Source organism: Anianabacter salinae (assembly GCF_019061145.1).
GTDB classification, from domain to species: Bacteria; Pseudomonadota; Alphaproteobacteria; order Rhodobacterales; family Rhodobacteraceae; genus Anianibacter; species Anianibacter salinarum.
In genome coordinates, this window is the sequence record NZ_JAHQZS010000003.1 from 219,651 (window position 1) to 239,623 (window position 19,973).

Sequence of the window (19,973 nt, forward strand, 5' to 3'; positions counted from 1 at the left end):
GGGACTGGTACATGAACGTCATCAAGGGGTTCGCCCTGCTCGCGGCCGCTGCCACGCTCGCGGGATGTGTCGACAACAAGACCGACAAGACCGTCGATCGCGGCTTTGATTCCAAGCATCTCAGCCAGCTCAAGGCCGGCATCTGGATCGATCCGAACGGCTGCGACCACTGGATCATCGACGACGGGATCGAAGGCTACCTGTCGCAGCGGCTCGACAAGTACGGCAAGCCGGTCTGCTCTGGCGCCGCACCGCCGAACACCGCGATCGGGCCGTTCAAGTCGGGCTCTGGCCTCGGCGATCCGATCTGAACCGGCGACCTTGCACAGCCCAGAAACACAGCACGGGCCGCGGTGGGAAACCCACCGCGGCCCGATTGCGTTACACCTGCGTGACATTGCCGTGCTCAACCTTGCGAAGCGGTCGCGGGCGCGTCACGCTGTATCCGTGGCATCCTCTACAGGGAGATTTACTTGGCCCTCAGCGTAGTGACCCCGCCCCCATCGGCGGAGACTGACCTCGAAACGCTACTCGAGTTCTCGGACAACCGGCTTCTCATTGACCTATGCGGTGAATTCGACCGCAACCTGGCGCAGATCGAGCAGGCGCTGAGCGTACACATCCACCGCAGGGGCAATCTGCTTGCCGTCCACGGCGAAGCAGAGATGCGCGACCGCGCGGCGCAAGTCCTTGGCGGGCTGTACCGCAAGCTGGAACAGGGCCGCAGCATCGACGCCGGAGAGATCGACGGAGAGGTTCGCATGGGCGCCTCGAGCGAGGGCACCGGCAGCTATGACGGCGACCAGATCGAGATGTTCCAGGGCGGGCGCACCGAAATCCGCACCCGCAAGAAGACCGTGGAGCCGCGCACCGAGGCGCAGAAGAACTACGTCGCCAACCTGTTCAAGCACGAGATGGGATTCGGCATCGGACCGGCGGGCACCGGCAAGACCTATCTGGCCGTCGCCGTAGGCGTGTCGATGTTCATCGAGGGCCATGTCGACAAGATCATCCTGTGCCGCCCCGCCGTCGAGGCGGGCGAGCGGCTGGGCTTTCTGCCCGGCACGCAGGAGGAAAAGGTCGATCCCTACATGCAGCCGCTCTATGACGCGCTGAACGATTTCCTGCCTGCCAAGCAGGTGCAGAAACTGCGCGAGGAAAAGAAGATCGAGATCGCGCCGCTGGCCTTCATGCGCGGCCGCACGCTGGCCAATGCCTTCGTCGTGCTCGACGAGGCGCAGAACGCCACGACGATGCAGATGAAGATGTTCCTGACCCGCCTGGGCGAAGGGTCGCGCATGGTCATCACGGGCGATCGCACGCAGATCGACCTGCCGCGCGGGGTGTCGTCGGGCCTGTCCGATGCCGAGCGGCTGCTCAAGGGCATCCGCGACATCTCGTTCAACTACTTCACGTCCAAGGACGTCGTGCGGCATCACCTCGTGGCCAAGATCATCGAGGCTTACGAAGCCGAAGCGCCCGTCGGGTGAGCAGGGGATCGGCAGATGCAGACGTCATGTGCGCACGATGGGGCCTTTCGCGCCGCACCCGCGCGGCATAGGACACCCGCCATGACGGTCGACACGATCATCGAGGATCCGCGCTGGACAGCGCATGGCATCGACGCGGTGGCGGGAACGGCGGCACAGGCGGCGCTGCGGCACCTTGGGCTTGACCCCGCCGCGTGGGAAATCAGCCTGCTGGCCTGCGACGATCAGCGTATCGCGCAGCTCAACGGCTCGTTCCGGGGCAAGGCGCAGCCGACCAACGTGCTGTCCTGGCCGTCCGAGGATCGCGCGCCGGATACGCCCGGCGCGGCGCCTGCGTCCCCGGGTGCAGGGGGCGACACGGAACTTGGCGACATCGCCATCGCCTTCGAGACCTGTGCGCGGGAAGCCGCGCAGGCCGGCAAGCCGATTGCGGACCATGTGACGCATCTGATCGTTCATGGAACCTTGCACTTGCTGGGGTATGACCACGAAACCGACGCCGACGCCGCCCTTATGGAAGGTCTCGAGGTCGAGATACTTGCGCGTCTCGGGGTTGCGAACCCATATTCGGACCACGCCGGGACGGCGAACTAGGATGGAAAGGACTCATGGGCGACAGCGACGCCGGTTCTTCTGACGCAGCGCAGGGCGCGCTCGATCAGGACATAAGACCGAAGAAGGGATTGTTTTCCTGGATTGCGGAGGCGTTCGGCGCCCCGGACGAGGAAACCGACGAGGAAACCGCCCGCGAGCGGATCAACGGACGCAACACGAACGGACTGGCGCTGGGGCTTCTGAACCTGCGCCGGATGCGGGTCGAGGATGTGGCGATCCCGCAGGCCGAAATCGTGGCGGTGCCGCAGGACATCACCAAGGATGATCTGGTCAAGGTGTTCCGCGACAGCGGGATGACCCGGCTGCCGGTCTACAACGGCACGCTCGACAGCCCGACGGGCATGATCCACCTCAAGGATTTTGCGCTTGAATTCGGGTTCAACGGCCCGACGGAAGACTTCAGCCTTGTGACCATGCTGCGCCCGCTGCTCTATGCGCCGCCGTCGATGCCTATCGGCGTGCTCTTGCAGAAGATGCAAAGCCAGCGGATGCACATGGCCCTGGTGATCGACGAATACGGCGGTGTCGACGGGCTTGTGACCATCGAGGACCTGATCGAACAGGTCGTCGGCGAGATCGAGGACGAGCACGACACCGAGGAAGACCGCAACTTCACTACCGAAAAGCCCGGCACCTACCTTGCGCAGGCCAAGACCCCGATCGAGGAGTTCGAGGCCGAGACCGGGCTGAAGCTGGTGGACGAGGACGAAGAAGAGGAAATCGACACACTTGGCGGGCTAGTCTTCATGCTTGCGGGCCGGGTGCCCGCGCGCGGAGAGGTGATCCCGCATCCCGAGGGTCTGGAATTCGAGGTGGTCGATGCCGACCCGCGCCGGATCAAGCGGCTCCGCGTTCGTGTTCCGCAAGGCGGCTGACGCGCTCGCCCGTCCTGCGCCGGGGCGCGCGGTCTGGGTGACCGCCGCGCTTGTGGGGGCAGCGGCGGGGCTGGGGCAGGCACCGGTGTATCTGCCGGTCGCCACCGTCGCGGCCTTTGCGGCGCTGCTCGTCCTATTGGGGCGGGCGGCCTCACCGCGCCGCGCGGGCTGGCTGGGCTGGACGGCGGGCACGGGATATTTCGCGCTCACGCTCAGCTGGATCGTCGAGCCGTTCCTTGTCGACATCGCCCGGCACGGCTGGATGGCGCCCTTTGCGCTGGTGTTCCTGTCGGCGGGGCTGGCGCTGTTCTGGGGCGCGGCCTTTGCGGCGGCGGCCTGGCTCGGCGGCCCGTCGCGCGGGGCGCGGGCCTTGGCGGTGGCCGTCACGCTGTCGATTGCCGAACTGCTGCGGTCCTACATCCTCACCGGGTTTCCCTGGGCGCTGCCGGGCCATGCCTGGGTCGGCTGGCCCCCGATGCAGCTTGCCTCGCTGGTCGGCGCGCAGGGGCTGACCCTGCTGACGCTGGGGCTGACGGCGATCGGCGTTGCGCTATGGCCGCGCCGGGGGGCGCTGGCGGGGCTGGCTGCGGTGGTCGCAGGCGTGTTCGCGGCGGGCTACCTGATTGGCCGCCCGATGCCGGTGACCGAAGGCCGACCCGTCGCGCGGCTGGTGCAGCCGAACATTCCGCAGGACATCAAGTGGGACGCGGACCTCGCCGCGGAACATTTCGAACGCTACCTTGCCGCCACTGCCGGGGGCGGCGCCGATATCGTCATCTGGCCGGAAACCGCGATCCCCTATCTTCTGAACGACGCTGGCCCCGCGCTGGACCGGATCGCACGGGCTGCCGGGGTGCCGGTGATCCTTGGCATGCAGCGCTGGGAGGCGGGGCGCTACTACAACAGCCTCGTCGTCCTCGACGAGACGGCGAACGTGACCGAACTGTACGACAAGGTGCACCTTGTGCCCTTCGGCGAATATGTCCCCGCGCCCTGGCTCATGGAACGCATCGGGCTGGACATCTTCACCGCCGACATGGGCTATGGCTATTCCTTCGGCCCCGCGCTGCGGCTGATCGAGGGTGGCCCCTTGGGCGCCGTCCTGCCGTTGATCTGCTACGAGGCGGTGTTTCCGCAGGACATCCACGGCGTGGCGGGCCGCGCGGATGTGATGGTGCAGATCACCAACGACGCGTGGTTCGGCCATGTTTCGGGCCCCTATCAGCACCTCGCGCAGGCGCGTCTGCGCGCGGTCGAACAGGGGGTTCCGCTGATCCGCGTCGCCAACACCGGCGTCTCTGCGGTGATCGGCCCCAAGGGGCGCGTGCTGGACAGCATCCCGCTTGATCAGGCGGGCGCGATCGACGTCGCCGTGCCTGCGCCGCGCGCTGCCACGCTCTATTCCCGCACGGGTGACACGCCTGTGATGCTGTTGCTTGCACTCTTCGCCTTCGGGCTTTTCCTGCGGCGGCTCCGCATCCTTCGTTGACCTTTCGGGGTCTCGGCCCTAATCCGCGTCATCCAACTGCCACAACGGCTTCCTGGCGTGGCAGGGAAACCCCAATGGAGCGCTTTTCATGTCACGCAAGAATTACATCTTCACCTCGGAATCGGTGTCCGAAGGCCATCCCGACAAGGTTTGCGACCGGATCTCGGACGCGATCCTCGATGCCTTCATCGCCGAGGACCCGCTGGCGCGCGTCGCCTGCGAAACATTCGCCACGACGAACCTTGTCGTCATCGGCGGCGAGGTCGGCCTGACCGATCAGGCCAAGCTCAAGGATTTCATGAACAGCGTGCCCGACATCGCGCGCGCCTGCATCCGCGACATCGGCTATGAGCAGGACAAGTTCCACTGGAACACCTGCGAGATCCAGAACCACCTGCACGAGCAATCCGCGCACATCGCCCAGGGCGTGACCGGCGAGCGCGGCGAGGAAGGGGCAGGGGACCAGGGCATCATGTTCGGCTTCGCCACCGACGAGACGCCCGAGCTGATGCCTGCGCCGATCCACTATGCCCACGCGATCCTGCGCCGCCTGACCGAGGCACGCAAATCCGGCGCCGAGCCGACGCTGCGCCCCGACGCCAAGTCGCAGCTGTCCTTGCGCTACGAGGACGGCAAGCCGGTGCATGTCGAGAACGTCGTCCTGTCGACCCAGCATGCGCACGATCACCAGAGCTCTGCCGACATCCGCGCCATCGTCGAGCCCTACATCCGCGAAGTGCTGCCCGCCGAATGGATCACCGACGCGACCGAATGGCATGTGAACCCGACGGGCACCTTCGTGATCGGCGGACCGGACGGCGACGCGGGCCTGACGGGCCGCAAGATCATCGTCGACACCTACGGCGGCGCGGCCCCGCATGGCGGCGGCGCGTTCTCGGGCAAGGACCCGACCAAGGTGGACCGTTCGGCCGCCTATGTCGCGCGCTACCTCGCCAAGAACGTCGTCGCGGCGGGTATGGCGGGCAAGTGCACGATCCAGCTGGCCTATGCCATCGGCGTCGCGCGCCCGCTTGCGATCTATGCCGACACGCACGGCACCGGCGAAGTCGATCCGGCGGCGATCGAACAGGCGATCCGCAAGACCATCGACCTGACCCCGCGCGGCATCCGCGAGCATCTGGGCCTCAACCGCCCGATCTATGCGCGCACCTCGGCCTATGGCCACTTCGGCCGCCCGCCCGAGGCGGATGGCGGGTTCTCGTGGGAACGCACCGACCTGGCAGAGGCGCTGAAAAAGGCGATCTGAGCAGGCACCAACTGCTTGGCAAGGAAAGGGGCCCAAGCGGCCCCTTTCCGCTGTTTTGGGGCGCAATTTCTTCAAGAAATTGCGGGCAAATCCTTTGAAAGGATTTGCGCCCCTCAGCGCGCTCCGACGCTGGAATGCACCGGCCTCGCGACGTCCTGCTTGTCCAGCACCACGACGCTGTCATGAACGTGCAGACCGCCGACCCACCCCTTTGTCGCCGGGTGATGCGGCGCTGCGGCGTGGTACCAGTGGTGCATGTCATGCATCAGGCCCGTCGCGGTGCGAAAGAAGTTGCCCGCGGCCTCCGGCCCGCCGCCATAGTCCGGCCAATAGGCGGTGTGCATGTCCTCGATCATGTAGACCCCAGGCGCGGACAGCATCGGAAACAGGATCTCCAGCGTTTTGTGGACGTGGTCCATGTGGTGCGATCCGTCGTCGAGCACAGCATCGACGCCGCCCATTTCCTCGACCACGGCTTTCAGGAATGCAGGATCGTCCTGGCTTCCGATGCGCACCTGTCCTGCCTTGCCGTCGAACTGTGCGCAGGCGGGGTCGATGTCGATGCCGAAAATCGTGGCCTTGTCACCGAAGAACTTGCGCCAGATCTGCATCGAGCCGCCCTTGGCGACGCCGATTTCCAGGAACTTGAACCCGGTGCCCCGGAACGCGCCGAAATACCGGTCGTAGAGCGGGATGTAATGGTGCCACTTGTGCACCACCGGCCCGGTGTTGTTCACGAAGATGTCCAGAAGGTCGCCGTCGAAGCCATAGCTGTCGCGGATGTTGGCGGCGATGTCGCCCTTGCCGAACCTGTATTTGCCGATCATCTGCGCGTCGCCCCCGATTTTTTCGGGGACGCTAGTCCTGCGCGGGCCTGCGCGGCAAGCGCGCCTTGAGGCGGGGGCGGTTTTTTTCTAGCCTTGGGGCGAGGCAGCGACAGACAGGACACGGCGTGTCGGACCCAGACAGCAATACCGCCCCCCGGCCCGATGACGGCTGGTCGCGCGAGATCGTGACCGTCGCGCCTGCCGTGGTCGTGCCGCCCTCGACGCCGCGCTTCATGCAGCCCTGCGGCGTGCTGCACTCAGATGGCGCGCCTTGCTTTCACGGGGCCACCTGGCGTTTCGACCGCCGGATGACGCGCACACCAGGCTTGCCGGACGGCGAGATGCCGACGCTGCCGGGCCGCTGGCTTTGGGGCGGGGTGCTGTTCGGGCATTTCGGACATTTCCTGGTGGAAAGCGCCGCGCGGCTTTGGGCCTTGCCGGGGCTGGAGGCTCCGGTCGAGGGGGTCGTCTTCATCCCCAAGCGTCCCCGCCACCAGGGCGGGCTGGCCGGATTCCAGCAGGCGTTCCTGAGCCTGATGCAGCCGGGTCTGCGCGCCGAAGTTGTCAGCGGCGCACCGATGCGCGTCGAGGAACTGGTGGTGCCGGGGCAGGGGTTCGGCCTTGGCGGCATCTCGGCGGCCACGCCCGAAATGAAGGCGGCGTTCCGCGATCACTTCGCCACCGGGATCGCACCGGAAGGGCCGGAACGTCTGTATGTCTCGCGCAGCAAACTTGGCCGTCTTGAAAGCGGCCTGATCGGCGAAGAGGCGCTGGAGGCGCGGCTTGCCGAGGAAGGCTATGAGGTTTTCCACCCGCAGGACCATGACATTCCGACGCAGATCGCCCGCTACAAGGCGGCGTGGAAGATCGTCATGGCCGATGGCTCGGCCGGGCATCTGTTCGCATATGTCGGGCGCTCCGACCAGGACGTCGCCTATATCCTGCGCCGCGATTTCTGGACCGAGGGGCCGATCACCCAGATCGAGGGCTTCACGGGCCGCGCGCCGCTGGTGCTGAACCGCCTGTCCGCGATCTGGCAGCCCAAGGACGAGGGCGACCGCCAGTTTCACGGTGTCACGCTGGGGGTGCTGGACCTGCCCGCGCTTGGGCGTGACCTGAAGGCGGCGGGGTTCGTCTCGGGCAGCGTGTCCTGGACCGCCGTGCCGGACAGCGACATCGCGGCCGCTGTGCAGGCCGCCGGTGTCGTGGACAGTTTTGCCCCCATGACGCCCACGCCCGAAGCCACCGGGACTTGACCTTGGCCCTTGGGATTGGCACCTGCCCGGGCCATGAGTGATGACACCGCCCCCACCGGCGCCCCGTGGCGCAATTTCTACGGACGCCGCCTTGGCAAGACCCTGCGAGGCAGCCAGCAGCGGTATCTTGCGGAAGACCTTGAACCGCTCTCGCCCGGCCCCGTCGACTGGGACGTGAACCCCGGCCGCGCGCCGCTGGACCTGCGCGCGCTGTTCGGGGATCGCCCGGTCTGGCTGGAGATCGGGTTCGGTGGGGGTGAGCACATGGTGCACCAGGCCGCGCGCAACCCCGAGGTCGGCATCATCGGCTGCGAGCCGTTCATCAACGGCGTGGCGATGCTGCTGGGCAAGATCCGCGATGCGGGCGTGACGAACATCCGCATCCATCCCGGCGATGTGCGCGATCTGTTCGACGTGCTGCCGCCCCGGTCCATCGACAAGGCGTTCCTGCTGTATCCAGACCCCTGGCCCAAGAAAAGGCACCACCGCCGCCGCTTCGTCACGCCCGAGCATCTGGTGCCGCTGCACCGAGCGATGAAGCCGGGGGCCGAGTTCCGCGTCGCCACCGACATTGCCGACTACGTGCGCCAGACGCTGAAAGAGGTGCCGCGCCATGGCTTTCAATGGCTGTCCGAGGGGCCCGGCGATTGGCGCAGGCCCTGGGACGACTGGCTGCGCACGCGCTATGAGCAAAAGGCGGTGCGCGAGGGGCGGCCGCAGCACTACCTGACCTTCCGGCGCGGCGAGGCCGAATTGCCCGTGGACGCCTTCACGCCTTCGGGATAATCGAGGCACCGTTACCGCTCACCCAGAAGGAAAGCCCATGTCCGGCCACGGCGCACCTGTTCCGATGACCTCCCGCAAGGCGGGGCCGCTGACCGGCACCGCAGACGTGCCCGGTGACAAGTCGATCTCGCACCGGTCGCTGATCCTGGGCGCGATGGCGGTGGGCGAGACGAAGATCACCGGCCTGCTTGAAGGGCAGGACGTGATCGACACCGCAAAGGCCATGCGCGCGTTCGGGGCCGAGGTGACGGAACATGGCGGCGGCGACTGGTCGGTGCACGGCGTCGGGGTGGGCGGTTTTGCCGAACCCGAGAGCGTGATCGACTGCGGCAATTCCGGCACCGGCGTGCGGCTGATCATGGGAGCGATGGCGACCTCGCCAATCAACGCCACGTTCACCGGCGATGCGTCCTTGCGCAAACGCCCGATGGGGCGCGTGACCGATCCTCTGGCGCTGTTCGGCGCGACGTCGCACGGGCGCGCGGGCGGAAGGCTGCCGCTGACGCTGGTGGGCGCGGCGGCTGCGGTGCCGGTGCGCTACACCGTGCCGGTGCCGTCCGCGCAGGTGAAATCCGCCGTGCTGCTGGCGGGCCTGAACGCTCCCGGCGAGACCGTGGTGATCGAGGCGGAAGCGACGCGCGATCATACCGAGCGGATGCTGGCGGGGTTCGGCGCGACGCTGACCTCCGAAGACAGCCCCGAAGGCCGCGTCATCACCCTGACCGGCCAGCCGGAGCTGCGCCCGCAGACCATCGCGGTGCCGCGCGATCCGTCTTCGGCTGCGTTCCCGGTTTGCGCGGCGCTGATCGTCGAAGGCTCTGACGTGCTGGTGCCGAACATCGGCCTCAACCCCACGCGCGCGGGTCTGTTCACCACGCTGCGCGAGATGGGCGCGGACCTGACCTTCGAGAACCCGCGCGAGGAAGGCGGCGAGCCGGTCGCCGACCTGCGCGCCCGGTTCTCGGGCACCATGAAGGGCATCGAGGTGCCGTCCGACCGCGCGCCGTCGATGATCGACGAATACCCGATCCTGTCGGTCGTCGCGGCACTGTCGCAGGGCAAGACGGTGATGCGCGGCGTCAAGGAATTGCGCGTGAAGGAAAGCGACCGCATCGACGCCATGGCGCGCGGGCTTGAGGCCTGCGGCGTGCGCATCGAGGAGGACGAGGATACCCTGATCGTGCACGGCATGGGGCCGGGCGGTGTGCCGGGCGGGGCCAACTGCGCGACGCATCTGGACCACCGGATCGCGATGTCGTTCCTGTGCCTCGGGCTGGCATCGCAGCGCCCCGTCTCGGTCGATGACGCAGGCCCGATCACCACGTCGTTTCCGGTGTTCGAGCCGCTGATGACCGCGCTTGGAGCCGTGTTCGAGACGACATCGATCCCGGCCTGACAAGTCGCAGGCCATCGGCTAGCCTCGCCCCCATGTTGAGACGTTTCCTTGCCCGTTCCAGCCGCGCCCGCGTGGTGTTCTGGGTGCTGCTGCTGGCGGCGCTGGGCCTTTATGCGGCCATGGCGCTTTGGACGGTCCCGGCGATCACCAGCGCGTCGGGCGGACTTGCACCGCTCGATGCGCGCCCCTTCGGGTATGGCGTGGACGAGGCGCGCGCCTTCCTGTCGGCGCTCACCGCCGAGGGCCGCGCGCTTTATCTTGGGCCGCAGCACCGCTTGGACAACGCCTTTCCGCTGCTCTATGGCGCGCTCCTGGCCGTGGCGATCTGGCGGCTGTTCGGTGCTGGCTCGCCGGTGCTGCGGGCGGTGCTGTCGGTGTTTCCGCTGCTTGCGGCGATGTTCGACTATCTGGAAAACGCGCGGGTGCGTGCGTTGCTGATGGCCGATCCGGACAGCGTGCCGGGGGCCATGATCGCGTCGGCCAATACGGCCAGTCTTGGCAAATGGGTGCTGGGGAGCATCGCTGTCCTGACCATCCTGGCGCTGATCGCGGCGCGGCTGGTCGGGCGTCGCAAGGAGGTGACGGAATGACGACGCACTACGCGTTCACGGTGGCCATCGACGGACCTGCGGCGGCGGGCAAGGGCACGATTTCCAAGGCGCTCGCGGCGCATTTCGGCTTTGCCCATCTCGACACCGGCGTTCTATACCGCGCCACCGGGCGGCGCGTCATGGATGGCTTGCTGCCGATCGAGGCGGCGCGCGCGCTGGTGCCCGAGGACCTGGACCGCGACGATTTGCGCAGCGCGCCGGTCGCCGAGGCGGCCAGCAAGGTCGCCGCCATCCCCGAGGTGCGCGCCGCGCTGGTGGACTTCCAGCGCGCCTTTGCCCGGCGGCTCGGCGGCGCGGTGCTGGACGGGCGCGACATCGGCACGGTGATCTGCCCCGAGGCCGAGGTGAAGCTGTTCGTCACCGCGTCCGACGCGGTGCGCGCACGGCGGCGGTTCCGCGAACTGAACGACGCGGGTTTTCAGACCACCGAGGAGGCGGTTCTCGCCGACCTCAGAGAGCGCGACCGCCGCGACGCCACCCGCGCCGACGCGCCGCTCCGCGCCGCCGAGGATGCGGTGGAACTCGACACCACCGACATGACCATAAACGAGGCGCTGGCAAAGGCCGTCGCGCTGGTCGGCGAGGCGCGCGGGTAGGGCCGCGCCGCGCCGCCTCTTGCCAGCCGGGGGATCATCGCCTATGACACGCGCGTCGAACGGGCCATCAGAGTCCGGATATGCACCTCGGGCAGGGTCGGACATTCTCCGACCCTGATTGTTTTCGTATCCGGCCCCGGTGGAGCAAAAGACCAAGCCAAGACCGGCGGAGACAACCGCCCGGCCAGAAAACGATGATGAAAAAGGAAAAGCGACGCCACATGGCAAACACGACATCCATGGAGGAATTCGAGGCCCTCTTGAACGAAAGCCTCGAAATCGACACGCCGGACGAAGGTTCGGTTGTCAAAGGCCGAGTCATCGCTGTCGAAGCGGGACAGGCCATCATCGACGTCGGCTACAAGATGGAAGGCCGCGTCGATCTCAAGGAATTCGCAAACCCCGGTGAGACGGCCGACATCAACGTCGGCGACGAAGTCGAGGTGTTCCTCGACCGTGTCGAGAACGCCCGCGGGGAAGCCGTCATCAGCCGTGACAAGGCCCGCCGCGAAGAAGCCTGGGACCGTCTGGAAACCGCCTATGCAGGCGAAGCCCGCGTCGAAGGCGCGATCTTCGGCCGCGTCAAGGGTGGCTTCACGGTCGATCTGGGCGGCGCCGTGGCGTTTCTGCCCGGCTCTCAGGTCGATGTGCGCCCGGTGCGCGACGCAGGCCCCCTCATGGGTCTCAAGCAGCCGTTCCAGATCCTCAAGATGGACCGCCGCCGTGGCAACATCGTTGTCTCGCGCCGTGCAATTCTTGAAGAATCGCGCGCCGAACAGCGCGCCGAGGTCATCGGCAACCTGACCGAAGGCCAGGCGGTCGACGGCGTGGTCAAGAACATCACCGAATATGGTGCGTTCGTGGACCTTGGCGGTGTCGACGGTCTGCTGCACGTCACCGACATGGCGTGGCGCCGCGTGAACCACCCGTCCGAGATCCTCGCCATCGGCGAGACGGTCAAGGTTCAGGTGATCAAGATCAACAAGGAAACCCACCGTATCTCGCTCGGCATGAAGCAGCTTCAGGCCGACCCGTGGGATGCCGTGGAAGCCAAGTTCCCGCTCGACTCGGTCCACACCGGCCGCGTCACGAACATCACCGACTACGGTGCGTTCGTGGAACTGGAGCCGGGCGTCGAAGGCCTGGTCCACGTCTCGGAAATGTCCTGGACCAAGAAGAACGTGCACCCCGGCAAGATCGTGTCGACTTCGCAGGAAGTCGAAGTCATGGTCCTTGAGATCGACACCGCAAAGCGCCGCGTGTCGCTGGGTCTCAAGCAGACCATGCGCAACCCGTGGGAAGTCTTTGCGGAAACCCATCCGTCCGGCACCGAGGTCGAGGGCGAGGTCAAGAACATCACCGAATTCGGTCTGTTCATCGGTCTCGACAACGACATCGACGGCATGGTTCACCTGTCCGACCTGAGCTGGGACCAGCGCGGCGAAGAGGCGATCCAGGACTTCCGCAAGGGCGACGTGGTCAAGGCCGTCGTCACCGAGGTGGACGTCGAGAAAGAGCGCATCTCGCTTTCGGTCAAGGCGCTTGACGGCGACCCCTTTGCCGAAGCGGCGGATGGCGTGAAGCGCGGCTCGATCATCACGGTCACCGTGACGTCGATCGAAGAAGGCGGCATCGAGGTGGAATACGAAGGCATGAAGTCCTTCATCCGCCGCTCCGACCTGTCGCGTGACCGGGCCGAGCAGCGCCCCGAGCGTTTCGGCGTCGGCGACAAGGTGGATGTCCGCGTGACCAACGTCGACATGAAGACCCGTCGTCTGGGTCTGTCGATCAAGGCGCGCGAGATCGCCGAAGAGAAAGAGGCGGTCCAGCAGTACGGTTCGTCCGACTCGGGCGCGTCGCTGGGCGACATCCTCGGCGCCGCTCTCAAGGGTGACGGCAAGTAACGCAGTCCCGGTTTGGGACGACCAATGGCCCCGCCCAAGGCGGGGCCATTTGTTTCAGCGGGTGATTCGCAAATTGATCCTCCTTGGCGGCGTTCGGTGACGCTAGGTCACCCTGATGGCCGATTTTTGCGCCATTGACCGCCGATCGGGCGCCAAATTCACAGCGCCCCTCTCCAAAATAGTTTCGGACGAATGATTTATTCTCCTATAATGGCCGCTAGGTGAAAGCTGCCGGAGATGCAGCAAGGGACAAGGGAGACCGCGATGATCCGCTCTGAGCTGATCCAGAAAATCGCCGACGAGAACCCGCACCTGTATCAGCGTGATGTCGAGCGCATCGTGAACACGATCTTCGAAGAGATCATCGATGCCATGGCGCGCGGCGACCGTGTCGAGTTGCGCGGCTTTGGCGCCTTCTCGGTCAAGAAGCGGGATGCGCGCACGGGCCGCAATCCGCGCACGGGCGAATCGGTGCATGTCGATGAAAAATGTGTTCCTTTCTTCAAGACCGGCAAGCTTCTGCGCGACCGGATGAACGGAAACGACTGAAAGACCATTTTTTATGCGTTACCTGCGCTACGCCTTTCTGGGCACGCTTGCCGTCTGCCTGATCGTGGTCGCGCTCGCCAACAGCGCGCCTGTGACCCTGTGGCTGCTGCCGCAGGACATGGGCACGCTGATCGGCTTTGCGCCCAGTGTGACTGTTCCTCTTTTCGTGCCGATCTTCGGCGGCATCGTCGCGGGCCTGCTCATCGGTTTCGTCTGGGAATGGCTGCGCGAGCACCGGTTCCGGGCTCAGGCCACGCGTGAACGGCGCGAGCGCGAGAAACTTGAACGCGAGGTGCGCAAGGCGGGTTTGCGCGAAGAGGGCGGCGACGACGTGATCGCGCTTCTGGAGAATGCCCCGGCCCAGCGCCGCGCCTGATGTCTGACGTCCGGTTCAAGATCTGCGGGCTGACCTCGTCCGCCGATGTGGCGGCGTCGATTCTGGCAGGTGCGAGCTATGTCGGCTTTGTGTTCTTTCCCAAATCGCCCCGGCATCTCGAGCTTGAGGATGCCGTGCCGATGGTCAACGCGGTCCCTGCCGGTATTGCCAAGGTCGCGCTGACGGTCGATCCGACCGACGCGATGCTGGATCAGATGCTGGACCGCATGGGCATCGACATCCTGCAACTGCATGGCAGCGAAAGCCCGGACCGCGTGGCCGAAGTCAGCGCGCGCTTTGGCCTGCCGGTGATGAAGGCCGTCGGCGTCGCGGATGAGGGCGACCTGCCCGCGCTGGACGCCTATGCGCGGGTGGCGGACCAGCTTCTGGTCGATGCAAAACCGGCGCGGGATGCCATTCTGCCGGGCGGCAACGGTGTCGCCTTTGACTGGCGGCTGATCGCCGGGCGCCGTTGGCCGGTGCCGTGGATGCTGGCCGGAGGGTTGACGCCCGAGAATGCCGCCGAGGCGGTGCGCCTGACCGGTGCGCGGCAGCTTGACGTGTCGTCGGGGGTCGAGGCCGCGCCGGGCATCAAGGATGCCGCGAAGATCGCCGCGTTCGGCGCTGCGGTGCGCGCAATTTAACCGCCCGTTTACCAGGCCGCGACAACACTCGGGCGCATGAGCTACACGCGCCACGCCATCCCGCCGCAAACCCCCGACGACTGGTTTCGCCATCTGCTTGGCGCGCGTGCCGCGCTCGACGGCGGTGTCGTGCGGCGCAAGACCCGCGACATGGAGCGCATGGTGGGCCGCGCCCGTTTCGTGAAAGAGATCGAGCGGCGCGGATATACCGTGCTTGAGAATGCAGGCCAGTTGGTCATCTTCTGCAACTCCGAGCCGGTGGTCCTGCTGACAGGCCGCGGAGGCAGACTTTCCTAGAAAGTCTGCGGGCAAATCCTCGATGAGGATTTGCGTTCAGGCCCTCGCGAGAGCCTGCTTTACCCTCGCCATCCACGGGACTACATCTGCCTGATCCAAAGGGAGACGCGCCATGCCCGACGACATTCTCAACAGCTTCATGACCGGCCCCGACGAAAAGGGCCGCTTCGGCGATTTCGGAGGGCGCTTTGTCTCCGAGACGTTGATGCCGCTGATCCTGGAACTGGAAGCCCAGTACGAGCATGCCAAGACCGACCAGAGCTTCTGGGACGAGATGCACTATCTGTGGACGCATTACGTCGGGCGCCCTTCGCCGCTGTATTTTGCGGAACGGCTGACCGAGCGTCTGGGCGGCGCCAAGGTCTACATGAAGCGCGACGAGCTGAACCACACCGGCGCGCACAAGATCAACAACGTGCTGGGCCAGATCATCCTGGCGCGCCGCATGGGCAAGTCGCGCATCATCGCAGAGACCGGGGCAGGGCAGCACGGCGTCGCCACCGCCACCGTCTGCGCCAAGTTCGGCCTGCAATGCGTCGTCTACATGGGCGCGCATGACGTCGAGCGGCAGGCGCCCAACGTGTTCCGCATGAAGCTTCTGGGCGCCGAGGTGATCCCGGTGACCTCCGGGCGCGGGACGCTCAAGGACGCCATGAACGACGCGCTGCGCGACTGGGTGACGAACGTGCGCGATACTTTCTACTGCATCGGCACGGTCGCGGGGCCGCACCCTTATCCCGCGATGGTGCGCGATTTCCAGTCGATCATCGGACGGGAAGCCAAGGAACAGATGCAGGCCGCCGAGGGCCGTCTGCCGGACACGATCATCGCCGCCATCGGGGGCGGGTCGAACGCGATGGGTCTGTTCTATCCGTTCCTCGATGACACGACAGTCCGCATCATCGGTGTCGAGGCCGGGGGGCACGGCGTGAACGAGAAGATGGAGCATTGCGCCTCGCTGACCGGCGGTCGCCCCGGCGTGCTGCACGGCAACCGCACCTATCTGTTGCAGGACGACGACGGGCAGATTCTTGAGGGGCATTCGATCTCGGCGGGTCTCGACTATCCCGGCATCGGGCCAGAGCATTCCTGGCTGCACGACATCGGCCGCGCGCAATACGTGTCGATCACCGACCGCGAGGCGCTGGAGGCCTTCACGCTGTGCTGCGAGACCGAAGGGATCATTCCCGCGCTGGAACCAAGCCACGCGCTGGCCCATGTCGCCAAGATCGCGCCGGACCTGCCTGCCGATCACATCATCTGCATGAACATGTGCGGACGCGGCGACAAGGACATCTTCACCGTCGCGCGGCACCTCGGCTTCGAGATGGGGAAATACTGATCGGGCCGCAGGGTTACGCCAGCGCGTGACCCTGCAGCACCTCGATCGGGACAATCTCCAGCGCGCGCATGTGTGTCGCTGCAAGGTTGACGCTTGGCGCGCAGCCTTCGTCGTGCGCCTGCAGGAACCGCCCCGCGCAGAGGCACCAGTGATCGCCCGGTTTCAGCCCGGCAAAGCCGAACTCGGGGCGCGGCGTGGACAAATCGTTGCCGACATATTTCGAATAGGCGAGAAATTCCTCGGTCATCACGGCGCAGACGGTGTGGCTGCCCTGATCGGCGGCACAAGTGTCGCAAGCGCCGTTGCGGAAGAAGCCCGTCAGCGGATCGAGCGAGCAGGGCAGTAGAACGTCGCCTATGACGTTGAGGGATGCATCAGGTGTCATGCGGATTCAGATAGCAGCCGGGCCGGTCCAGTCCACCCAGCGCCCGTGGAAATCGGCGCGGCCCAGCGCCAGCGTGCGTCCGCCGGGCCAGAGCGTCAGGCTCAATCCCGCGCCGCGCTGATCGCCGTCCGCCTCCATGCTGATGCGGGCGAGCGGCCTGTCGGTGCCGTAGGAGTGCATTGCCGCCAGCGCTGCGGCACGCGTCGGTTCGGGGAAATACTGCCAGGCGACGGTGTGGACCACGACCGCGCATTCGTCGCGCGCGGTGCCTTGCAAGGTTTTCGCCAGCCACGCCCCCGCGTCGCCCTGATCGACGGCAAGGTCGGTGCGCCTTGCCAGTGCCAGCGCCGCCTCGGTGCGGGCAAGGCGCTCGGGCTGGTCGGGCCAGAGGTAGGACAACAGCCTTTCGCGGTCGCTTGTCACGGTGGCCTGCACGGGGCGAAGATCGACGCCCCGGCGCGAGGCCACGACAAGCTCGGCGGGGGGCGGTGCCTTGCCGGTCCAGTCGGGCACAAGCCGCACCTCGGCGTCCGCGGGTCCATACTGGCTATCCCCGGCCTGCACGCTGAAATGGTCCGCCAGCAGGTTCAGCCCGGCGCTCGCCCCCAGTTCATGAAGCGCAAGCGGCAGACCGTGCGCCGCCGCCACCAGATGCAGCGCCGGGATCATCGCGGCAGCACGGCGCACCTCGTTGGTCTGCGGCGGCGAGCGCACCCAGTCGGCCAGCGTCTCGGCGTGCAGGTCCAGCGCGGCGATCACCGCGGCCCACAGCGCGTCGTCGCCAGGGTCATGCGGCGGCCAGTGCGGCGCCAGCCCGGGATCGCCGCGCAGCACCAGCCGGTGCAGCACGCCGCAGAACCGCAGCGGCACCGAGTCGGCCATGTTCGACGGATCGCCGGGCCAGTCGAGGATCATGCGGCCCACCGCCGTGTCTCGGTCCAGCCTGTCCGCTGCCAGCGTGCAGAGCCGTGCGGTGAAGGGAGAGCCAAGCGCGGCGCAGGCGCGGGCCTGTGCCTCGAACGCCGCGCGGACGCTCACTTGAACCGGTCCATCAGTTTTTGCAGGGGCGAGCGGGCGTCGGGTTCCGGCTCTGGTGTCGGGGCCTCGGCCTTGGCGGCGGGCGCCTCGCCCTTCGGCTTGTCGCTCGATCGTGCGGGCGCGGTGCGCAACGCCACCGCGTTCATGAACTTGCCGCCGTCGCCATCCGCCAGCGCAGGCGCACCATCGGAAATTCCCCGGATCAGGTCGTCCAGCCAGTCCTCGTCGGCCTTGTGGAAATCGTGCAGCACGTAGTGTGCCACGAGGTCCTTGTGGCCGGGATGCCCGATGCCCAGCCGCACGCGGCGATACTCGGGGCCAAGATGTGCGTGGATCGATCGCAGCCCGTTGTGCCCCGCATGTCCGCCGCCGTCCTTGACCCGGCACTTGCCGGGGGCGAGGTCCAGCTCGTCATGGAACACGACGACGTCGTCCGCCGTCAGCTTGTAGAAGTTCACCGCGTCGATGACCGACTGGCCGGAATTGTTCATGTAGGTCTCGGGCTTGAGCAAGATCGCCTTGTCTGCGCCAAGCCGCCCCTCAGTCACCTGACCCTTGAACTTGCCGCGCCACGGCGCAAACCCGTGATCTGCCGCGATCCGGTCCACCGCCATGAAGCCGATGTTGTGCCGGTTGCGCGCATATTTCGCGCCGGGATTGCCAAGGCCGACGAAAAGCCGCATGGGATCGCTCCTTTGAAGCCGCGGGGCTGGCCCTTACATGACCGAGGTAGCGCGATTTTGCCAGAGGAGGGCACGATGTACCTGACGATGAACCGCTTTCATGTGAAGCTGGGGCAGGAAGCGGCGTTCGAAGTGGTCTGGACCAGCCGCGACAGCCACCTCAAATCCGTGCCGGGCTTCATGGCGTTTCACTTGTTGAAGGGCCCGGAAAAGGATGGCTATCGCCTGTATGCGTCCCACACGGCATGGGAGACCGAGGCGCATTTTCAGGACTGGACGAAATCCGAAGCGTTCCGCGAGGCGCACAAGGGCGCGGGCGGCAACAAGGACCTCTATCTGGGCCCGCCGGAGCTGGAGCTGTTCGAGACCGTGCAGGAGTTGCGGTGACGGGCGCGCGGAGCCTTTGGGGCGGGGCGGCGTCATGATCCGGCATATGGTGCTGGTCCGGTTCAAGCCGGACATCGCGGAGCAAGAGATTTCAGAGATCTTCGGCGCCTTGTCCGACCTGACGGACACGCTGCTGGGCGCGCGGGGCTTCACCGGCGGACGCTCGCAAAGCCCCGAACAGATCGAGCGCGGCTTCATGCATGCCTTCGTCATCGACTTCGACGCCTGGGCGGACCTGAAGACCTACGCCGAGCACCCCGAGCATCGTGCGCTTGGTGCGCGGATCGTCGACAGCGCAGTCGGCGGTGTGGAGGGGCTGATCGTTCTCGACATCGAGACGCGTGAGCAGCGCGAAACCTGAGGAATTGTGCCGACCCCAAAGCAAAACGGGGCCCCGCCGGGGCCCCGTTTCGCATCTGAGTGACCGAAGCGATCAGTCCTCGGACTGCTCGCCGTCGGGCGGACCCATCTCGGAGGTGGGGACTTCGTCAGCCGCGACCTCATCCTCGTCCTCGTCGTTGGCCTGCGACGCAAGGCCGGACGGCGCCGAGATGTTCGCGATCACGAAGTCGCGGTCGATCGTCGCCTTGGCCCCTGCGGGCAGGTCCACCATCGAGATCGTCGCGGTGTCGCCGATCTGCATCTTGGACACGTCCAGAATGATCTTTTCCGGAATGTCACCGGCAGTGACCATCAGTTCGACCTCGGGGCGGACCATCGTGAGAACGCCGCCCTTGCGCAGGCCCGGCGCGGTGTCTTCACCGACAACCTCGACTGGGATGTAGAGGTTGATCTTGGACGCGCGGCGCAGGCGCATGAAATCGACATGCGTCGGCAAGTCCTTGACCACGTCGCGCTGGACGCTGCGGCAGATGACGCGGACGTCTTCGTGACCGTCGACCTTGAGGTTGAACAGCGTCGCAAGGAAGCGGCCCGCCTTGAGGCGCTTGATCAGCACGTTGTAGGGAAGGTTGATCGGAAGCGGATCGACGCCCCCGCCGTAGACGATGCCTGGTACGAGGTTTTCACGGCGTGCTTGACGGGCGGCCCCCTTGCCTGTCCCCGAGCGCACCGTGGCGTGAAGATCCGGGATCTCACCTGCCATGATGGGTACTCCTAAATTCATGGGTTCGGGCATCCTCCAAGGGTGTATGCCCGTC

General features: G+C 66.3%; 24 protein-coding genes and 1 riboswitch. Of the genes, 19 read left to right on the top strand and 5 right to left on the bottom strand.

Annotation, left to right across the window (positions count from 1 at the left end; genetic code table 11):
• Positions 1–11: 11 nt before the first annotated feature.
• The 6 genes from KTJ87_RS10045 (at position 12) to metK (ending at position 5,736) form a co-directional block, all read left to right on the top strand.
• Positions 12–311 carry a hypothetical protein gene (locus tag KTJ87_RS10045; RefSeq protein WP_267138986.1) on the top strand — a complete coding sequence of 100 codons (300 nt, stop codon included), beginning with the start codon at positions 12–14 and terminating at the stop codon, positions 309–311.
• 162 nt (positions 312–473) lie between these two features.
• Positions 474–1,490 (top strand): PhoH family protein, encoded by a 1,017-nt coding sequence (locus KTJ87_RS10050; protein WP_267138987.1) that lies wholly within the window; start codon positions 474–476, stop codon positions 1,488–1,490.
• An 81-nt stretch (positions 1,491–1,571) separates the two neighbouring features.
• Positions 1,572–2,084, top strand: coding sequence for an rRNA maturation RNase YbeY (gene ybeY, locus KTJ87_RS10055; RefSeq protein ID WP_267138988.1), 513 nt, complete (start codon positions 1,572–1,574; stop codon positions 2,082–2,084).
• A gap of 14 nt (positions 2,085–2,098) precedes the next feature.
• Entirely contained in the window at positions 2,099–2,980 is an 882-nt protein-coding gene (locus tag KTJ87_RS10060) for a transporter associated domain-containing protein (RefSeq protein WP_267138989.1), read from the top strand.
• Entirely contained in the window at positions 2,925–4,469 is a 1,545-nt protein-coding gene (lnt, locus tag KTJ87_RS10065; RefSeq protein WP_267138990.1) for an apolipoprotein N-acyltransferase, read from the top strand. Before KTJ87_RS10060 ends, lnt begins: the two co-directional genes overlap by 56 nt.
• 33 nt (positions 4,470–4,502) lie before the next feature.
• Positions 4,503–4,551, top strand: a riboswitch (SAM-SAH riboswitch).
• Between the two features lie 6 nt (positions 4,552–4,557).
• Positions 4,558–5,736 (top strand): methionine adenosyltransferase, encoded by a 1,179-nt coding sequence (gene metK / locus KTJ87_RS10070; RefSeq protein ID WP_267138991.1) that lies wholly within the window; start codon positions 4,558–4,560, stop codon positions 5,734–5,736.
• Between the two features lie 113 nt (positions 5,737–5,849).
• On the opposite strand, the gene KTJ87_RS10075 is transcribed toward metK, so the two are convergent.
• Complete coding sequence (locus KTJ87_RS10075) at positions 5,850–6,563, bottom strand: class I SAM-dependent methyltransferase (protein ID WP_267138992.1); 714 nt, start codon at positions 6,561–6,563, stop codon at positions 5,850–5,852.
• Between the two features lie 125 nt (positions 6,564–6,688).
• On the opposite strand from KTJ87_RS10075, the gene KTJ87_RS10080 reads away from it, so the two are divergent.
• The 11 genes from KTJ87_RS10080 (at position 6,689) to trpB (ending at position 16,320) form a co-directional block, all read left to right on the top strand.
• Positions 6,689–7,819, top strand: a complete 1,131-nt coding sequence (locus KTJ87_RS10080) for a glycosyltransferase 61 family protein (protein WP_267138993.1) — start codon at positions 6,689–6,691, stop codon at positions 7,817–7,819.
• A 33-nt stretch (positions 7,820–7,852) separates the two neighbouring features.
• Positions 7,853–8,605 (top strand): tRNA (guanosine(46)-N7)-methyltransferase TrmB, encoded by a 753-nt coding sequence (trmB, locus tag KTJ87_RS10085; RefSeq protein WP_267138994.1) that lies wholly within the window; start codon positions 7,853–7,855, stop codon positions 8,603–8,605.
• Positions 8,606–8,642: 37 nt separating this feature from the next.
• Positions 8,643–10,001 carry a 3-phosphoshikimate 1-carboxyvinyltransferase gene (aroA, locus tag KTJ87_RS10090; protein ID WP_267138995.1) on the top strand — a complete coding sequence of 453 codons (1,359 nt, stop codon included), beginning with the start codon at positions 8,643–8,645 and terminating at the stop codon, positions 9,999–10,001.
• A 32-nt stretch (positions 10,002–10,033) separates the two neighbouring features.
• Positions 10,034–10,591 (top strand): hypothetical protein, encoded by a 558-nt coding sequence (locus tag KTJ87_RS10095; RefSeq protein WP_267138996.1) that lies wholly within the window; start codon positions 10,034–10,036, stop codon positions 10,589–10,591.
• Positions 10,588–11,208: a (d)CMP kinase gene (locus KTJ87_RS10100; protein WP_267138997.1), complete on the top strand. Its 621-nt coding sequence runs from the start codon at positions 10,588–10,590 to the stop codon at positions 11,206–11,208. Before KTJ87_RS10095 ends, KTJ87_RS10100 begins: the two co-directional genes overlap by 4 nt.
• Positions 11,209–11,405: 197 nt before the next feature.
• A complete protein-coding gene (gene rpsA / locus KTJ87_RS10105) occupies positions 11,406–13,112 on the top strand; it encodes a 30S ribosomal protein S1 (RefSeq protein WP_267138998.1) in 1,707 nt (568 codons plus the stop codon).
• A 264-nt stretch (positions 13,113–13,376) separates the two neighbouring features.
• On the top strand, positions 13,377–13,661 hold the full coding sequence (ihfB, locus tag KTJ87_RS10110; protein ID WP_267138999.1) for an integration host factor subunit beta: 285 nt from the start codon (positions 13,377–13,379) through the stop codon (positions 13,659–13,661).
• Between the two features lie 13 nt (positions 13,662–13,674).
• Positions 13,675–14,037, top strand: coding sequence for a lipopolysaccharide assembly protein LapA domain-containing protein (locus KTJ87_RS10115; RefSeq protein WP_267139000.1), 363 nt, complete (start codon positions 13,675–13,677; stop codon positions 14,035–14,037).
• Positions 14,037–14,681, top strand: a complete 645-nt coding sequence (locus KTJ87_RS10120) for a phosphoribosylanthranilate isomerase (protein ID WP_267139001.1) — start codon at positions 14,037–14,039, stop codon at positions 14,679–14,681. Before KTJ87_RS10115 ends, KTJ87_RS10120 begins: the two co-directional genes overlap by 1 nt.
• Before the next feature lie 36 nt (positions 14,682–14,717).
• Positions 14,718–14,978 (top strand): N-(5'-phosphoribosyl)anthranilate isomerase, encoded by a 261-nt coding sequence (locus KTJ87_RS10125; RefSeq protein ID WP_267139002.1) that lies wholly within the window; start codon positions 14,718–14,720, stop codon positions 14,976–14,978.
• 112 nt (positions 14,979–15,090) lie between these two features.
• Entirely contained in the window at positions 15,091–16,320 is a 1,230-nt protein-coding gene (gene trpB, locus KTJ87_RS10130) for a tryptophan synthase subunit beta (RefSeq protein ID WP_267139003.1), read from the top strand.
• A 13-nt stretch (positions 16,321–16,333) separates the two neighbouring features.
• Here trpB and KTJ87_RS10135 read toward each other — a convergent pair whose 3' ends face one another.
• The 3 genes from KTJ87_RS10135 to pth are packed head-to-tail and all read right to left on the bottom strand — an operon-like array spanning position 16,334 to position 18,426.
• On the bottom strand, positions 16,334–16,705 hold the full coding sequence (locus KTJ87_RS10135) for a DUF2237 family protein (RefSeq protein ID WP_267139004.1): 372 nt from the start codon (positions 16,703–16,705) through the stop codon (positions 16,334–16,336).
• A 6-nt stretch (positions 16,706–16,711) separates the two neighbouring features.
• The gene (locus KTJ87_RS10140) at positions 16,712–17,743 is read right to left on the bottom strand and encodes a DUF2332 domain-containing protein (protein ID WP_267139005.1); all 1,032 of its coding nucleotides are present in this window, start codon (positions 17,741–17,743) and stop codon (positions 16,712–16,714) included.
• Complete coding sequence (gene pth / locus KTJ87_RS10145) at positions 17,740–18,426, bottom strand: aminoacyl-tRNA hydrolase (RefSeq protein ID WP_267139006.1); 687 nt, start codon at positions 18,424–18,426, stop codon at positions 17,740–17,742. The genes KTJ87_RS10140 and pth overlap by 4 nt, the downstream gene beginning before the upstream one ends.
• 75 nt (positions 18,427–18,501) lie before the next feature.
• Between pth and KTJ87_RS10150 the strand changes: the two genes are divergently transcribed.
• Both KTJ87_RS10150 and KTJ87_RS10155 read left to right on the top strand, forming a co-directional pair.
• Positions 18,502–18,813: an antibiotic biosynthesis monooxygenase family protein gene (locus KTJ87_RS10150; protein WP_267139007.1), complete on the top strand. Its 312-nt coding sequence runs from the start codon at positions 18,502–18,504 to the stop codon at positions 18,811–18,813.
• A 34-nt stretch (positions 18,814–18,847) separates the two neighbouring features.
• Positions 18,848–19,174: a Dabb family protein gene (locus tag KTJ87_RS10155; protein ID WP_267139008.1), complete on the top strand. Its 327-nt coding sequence runs from the start codon at positions 18,848–18,850 to the stop codon at positions 19,172–19,174.
• Positions 19,175–19,246: 72 nt separating this feature from the next.
• On the opposite strand, the gene KTJ87_RS10160 is transcribed toward KTJ87_RS10155, so the two are convergent.
• On the bottom strand, positions 19,247–19,918 hold the full coding sequence (locus KTJ87_RS10160) for a 50S ribosomal protein L25/general stress protein Ctc (RefSeq protein ID WP_267139009.1): 672 nt from the start codon (positions 19,916–19,918) through the stop codon (positions 19,247–19,249).
• Positions 19,919–19,973 lie beyond the last annotated feature (55 nt).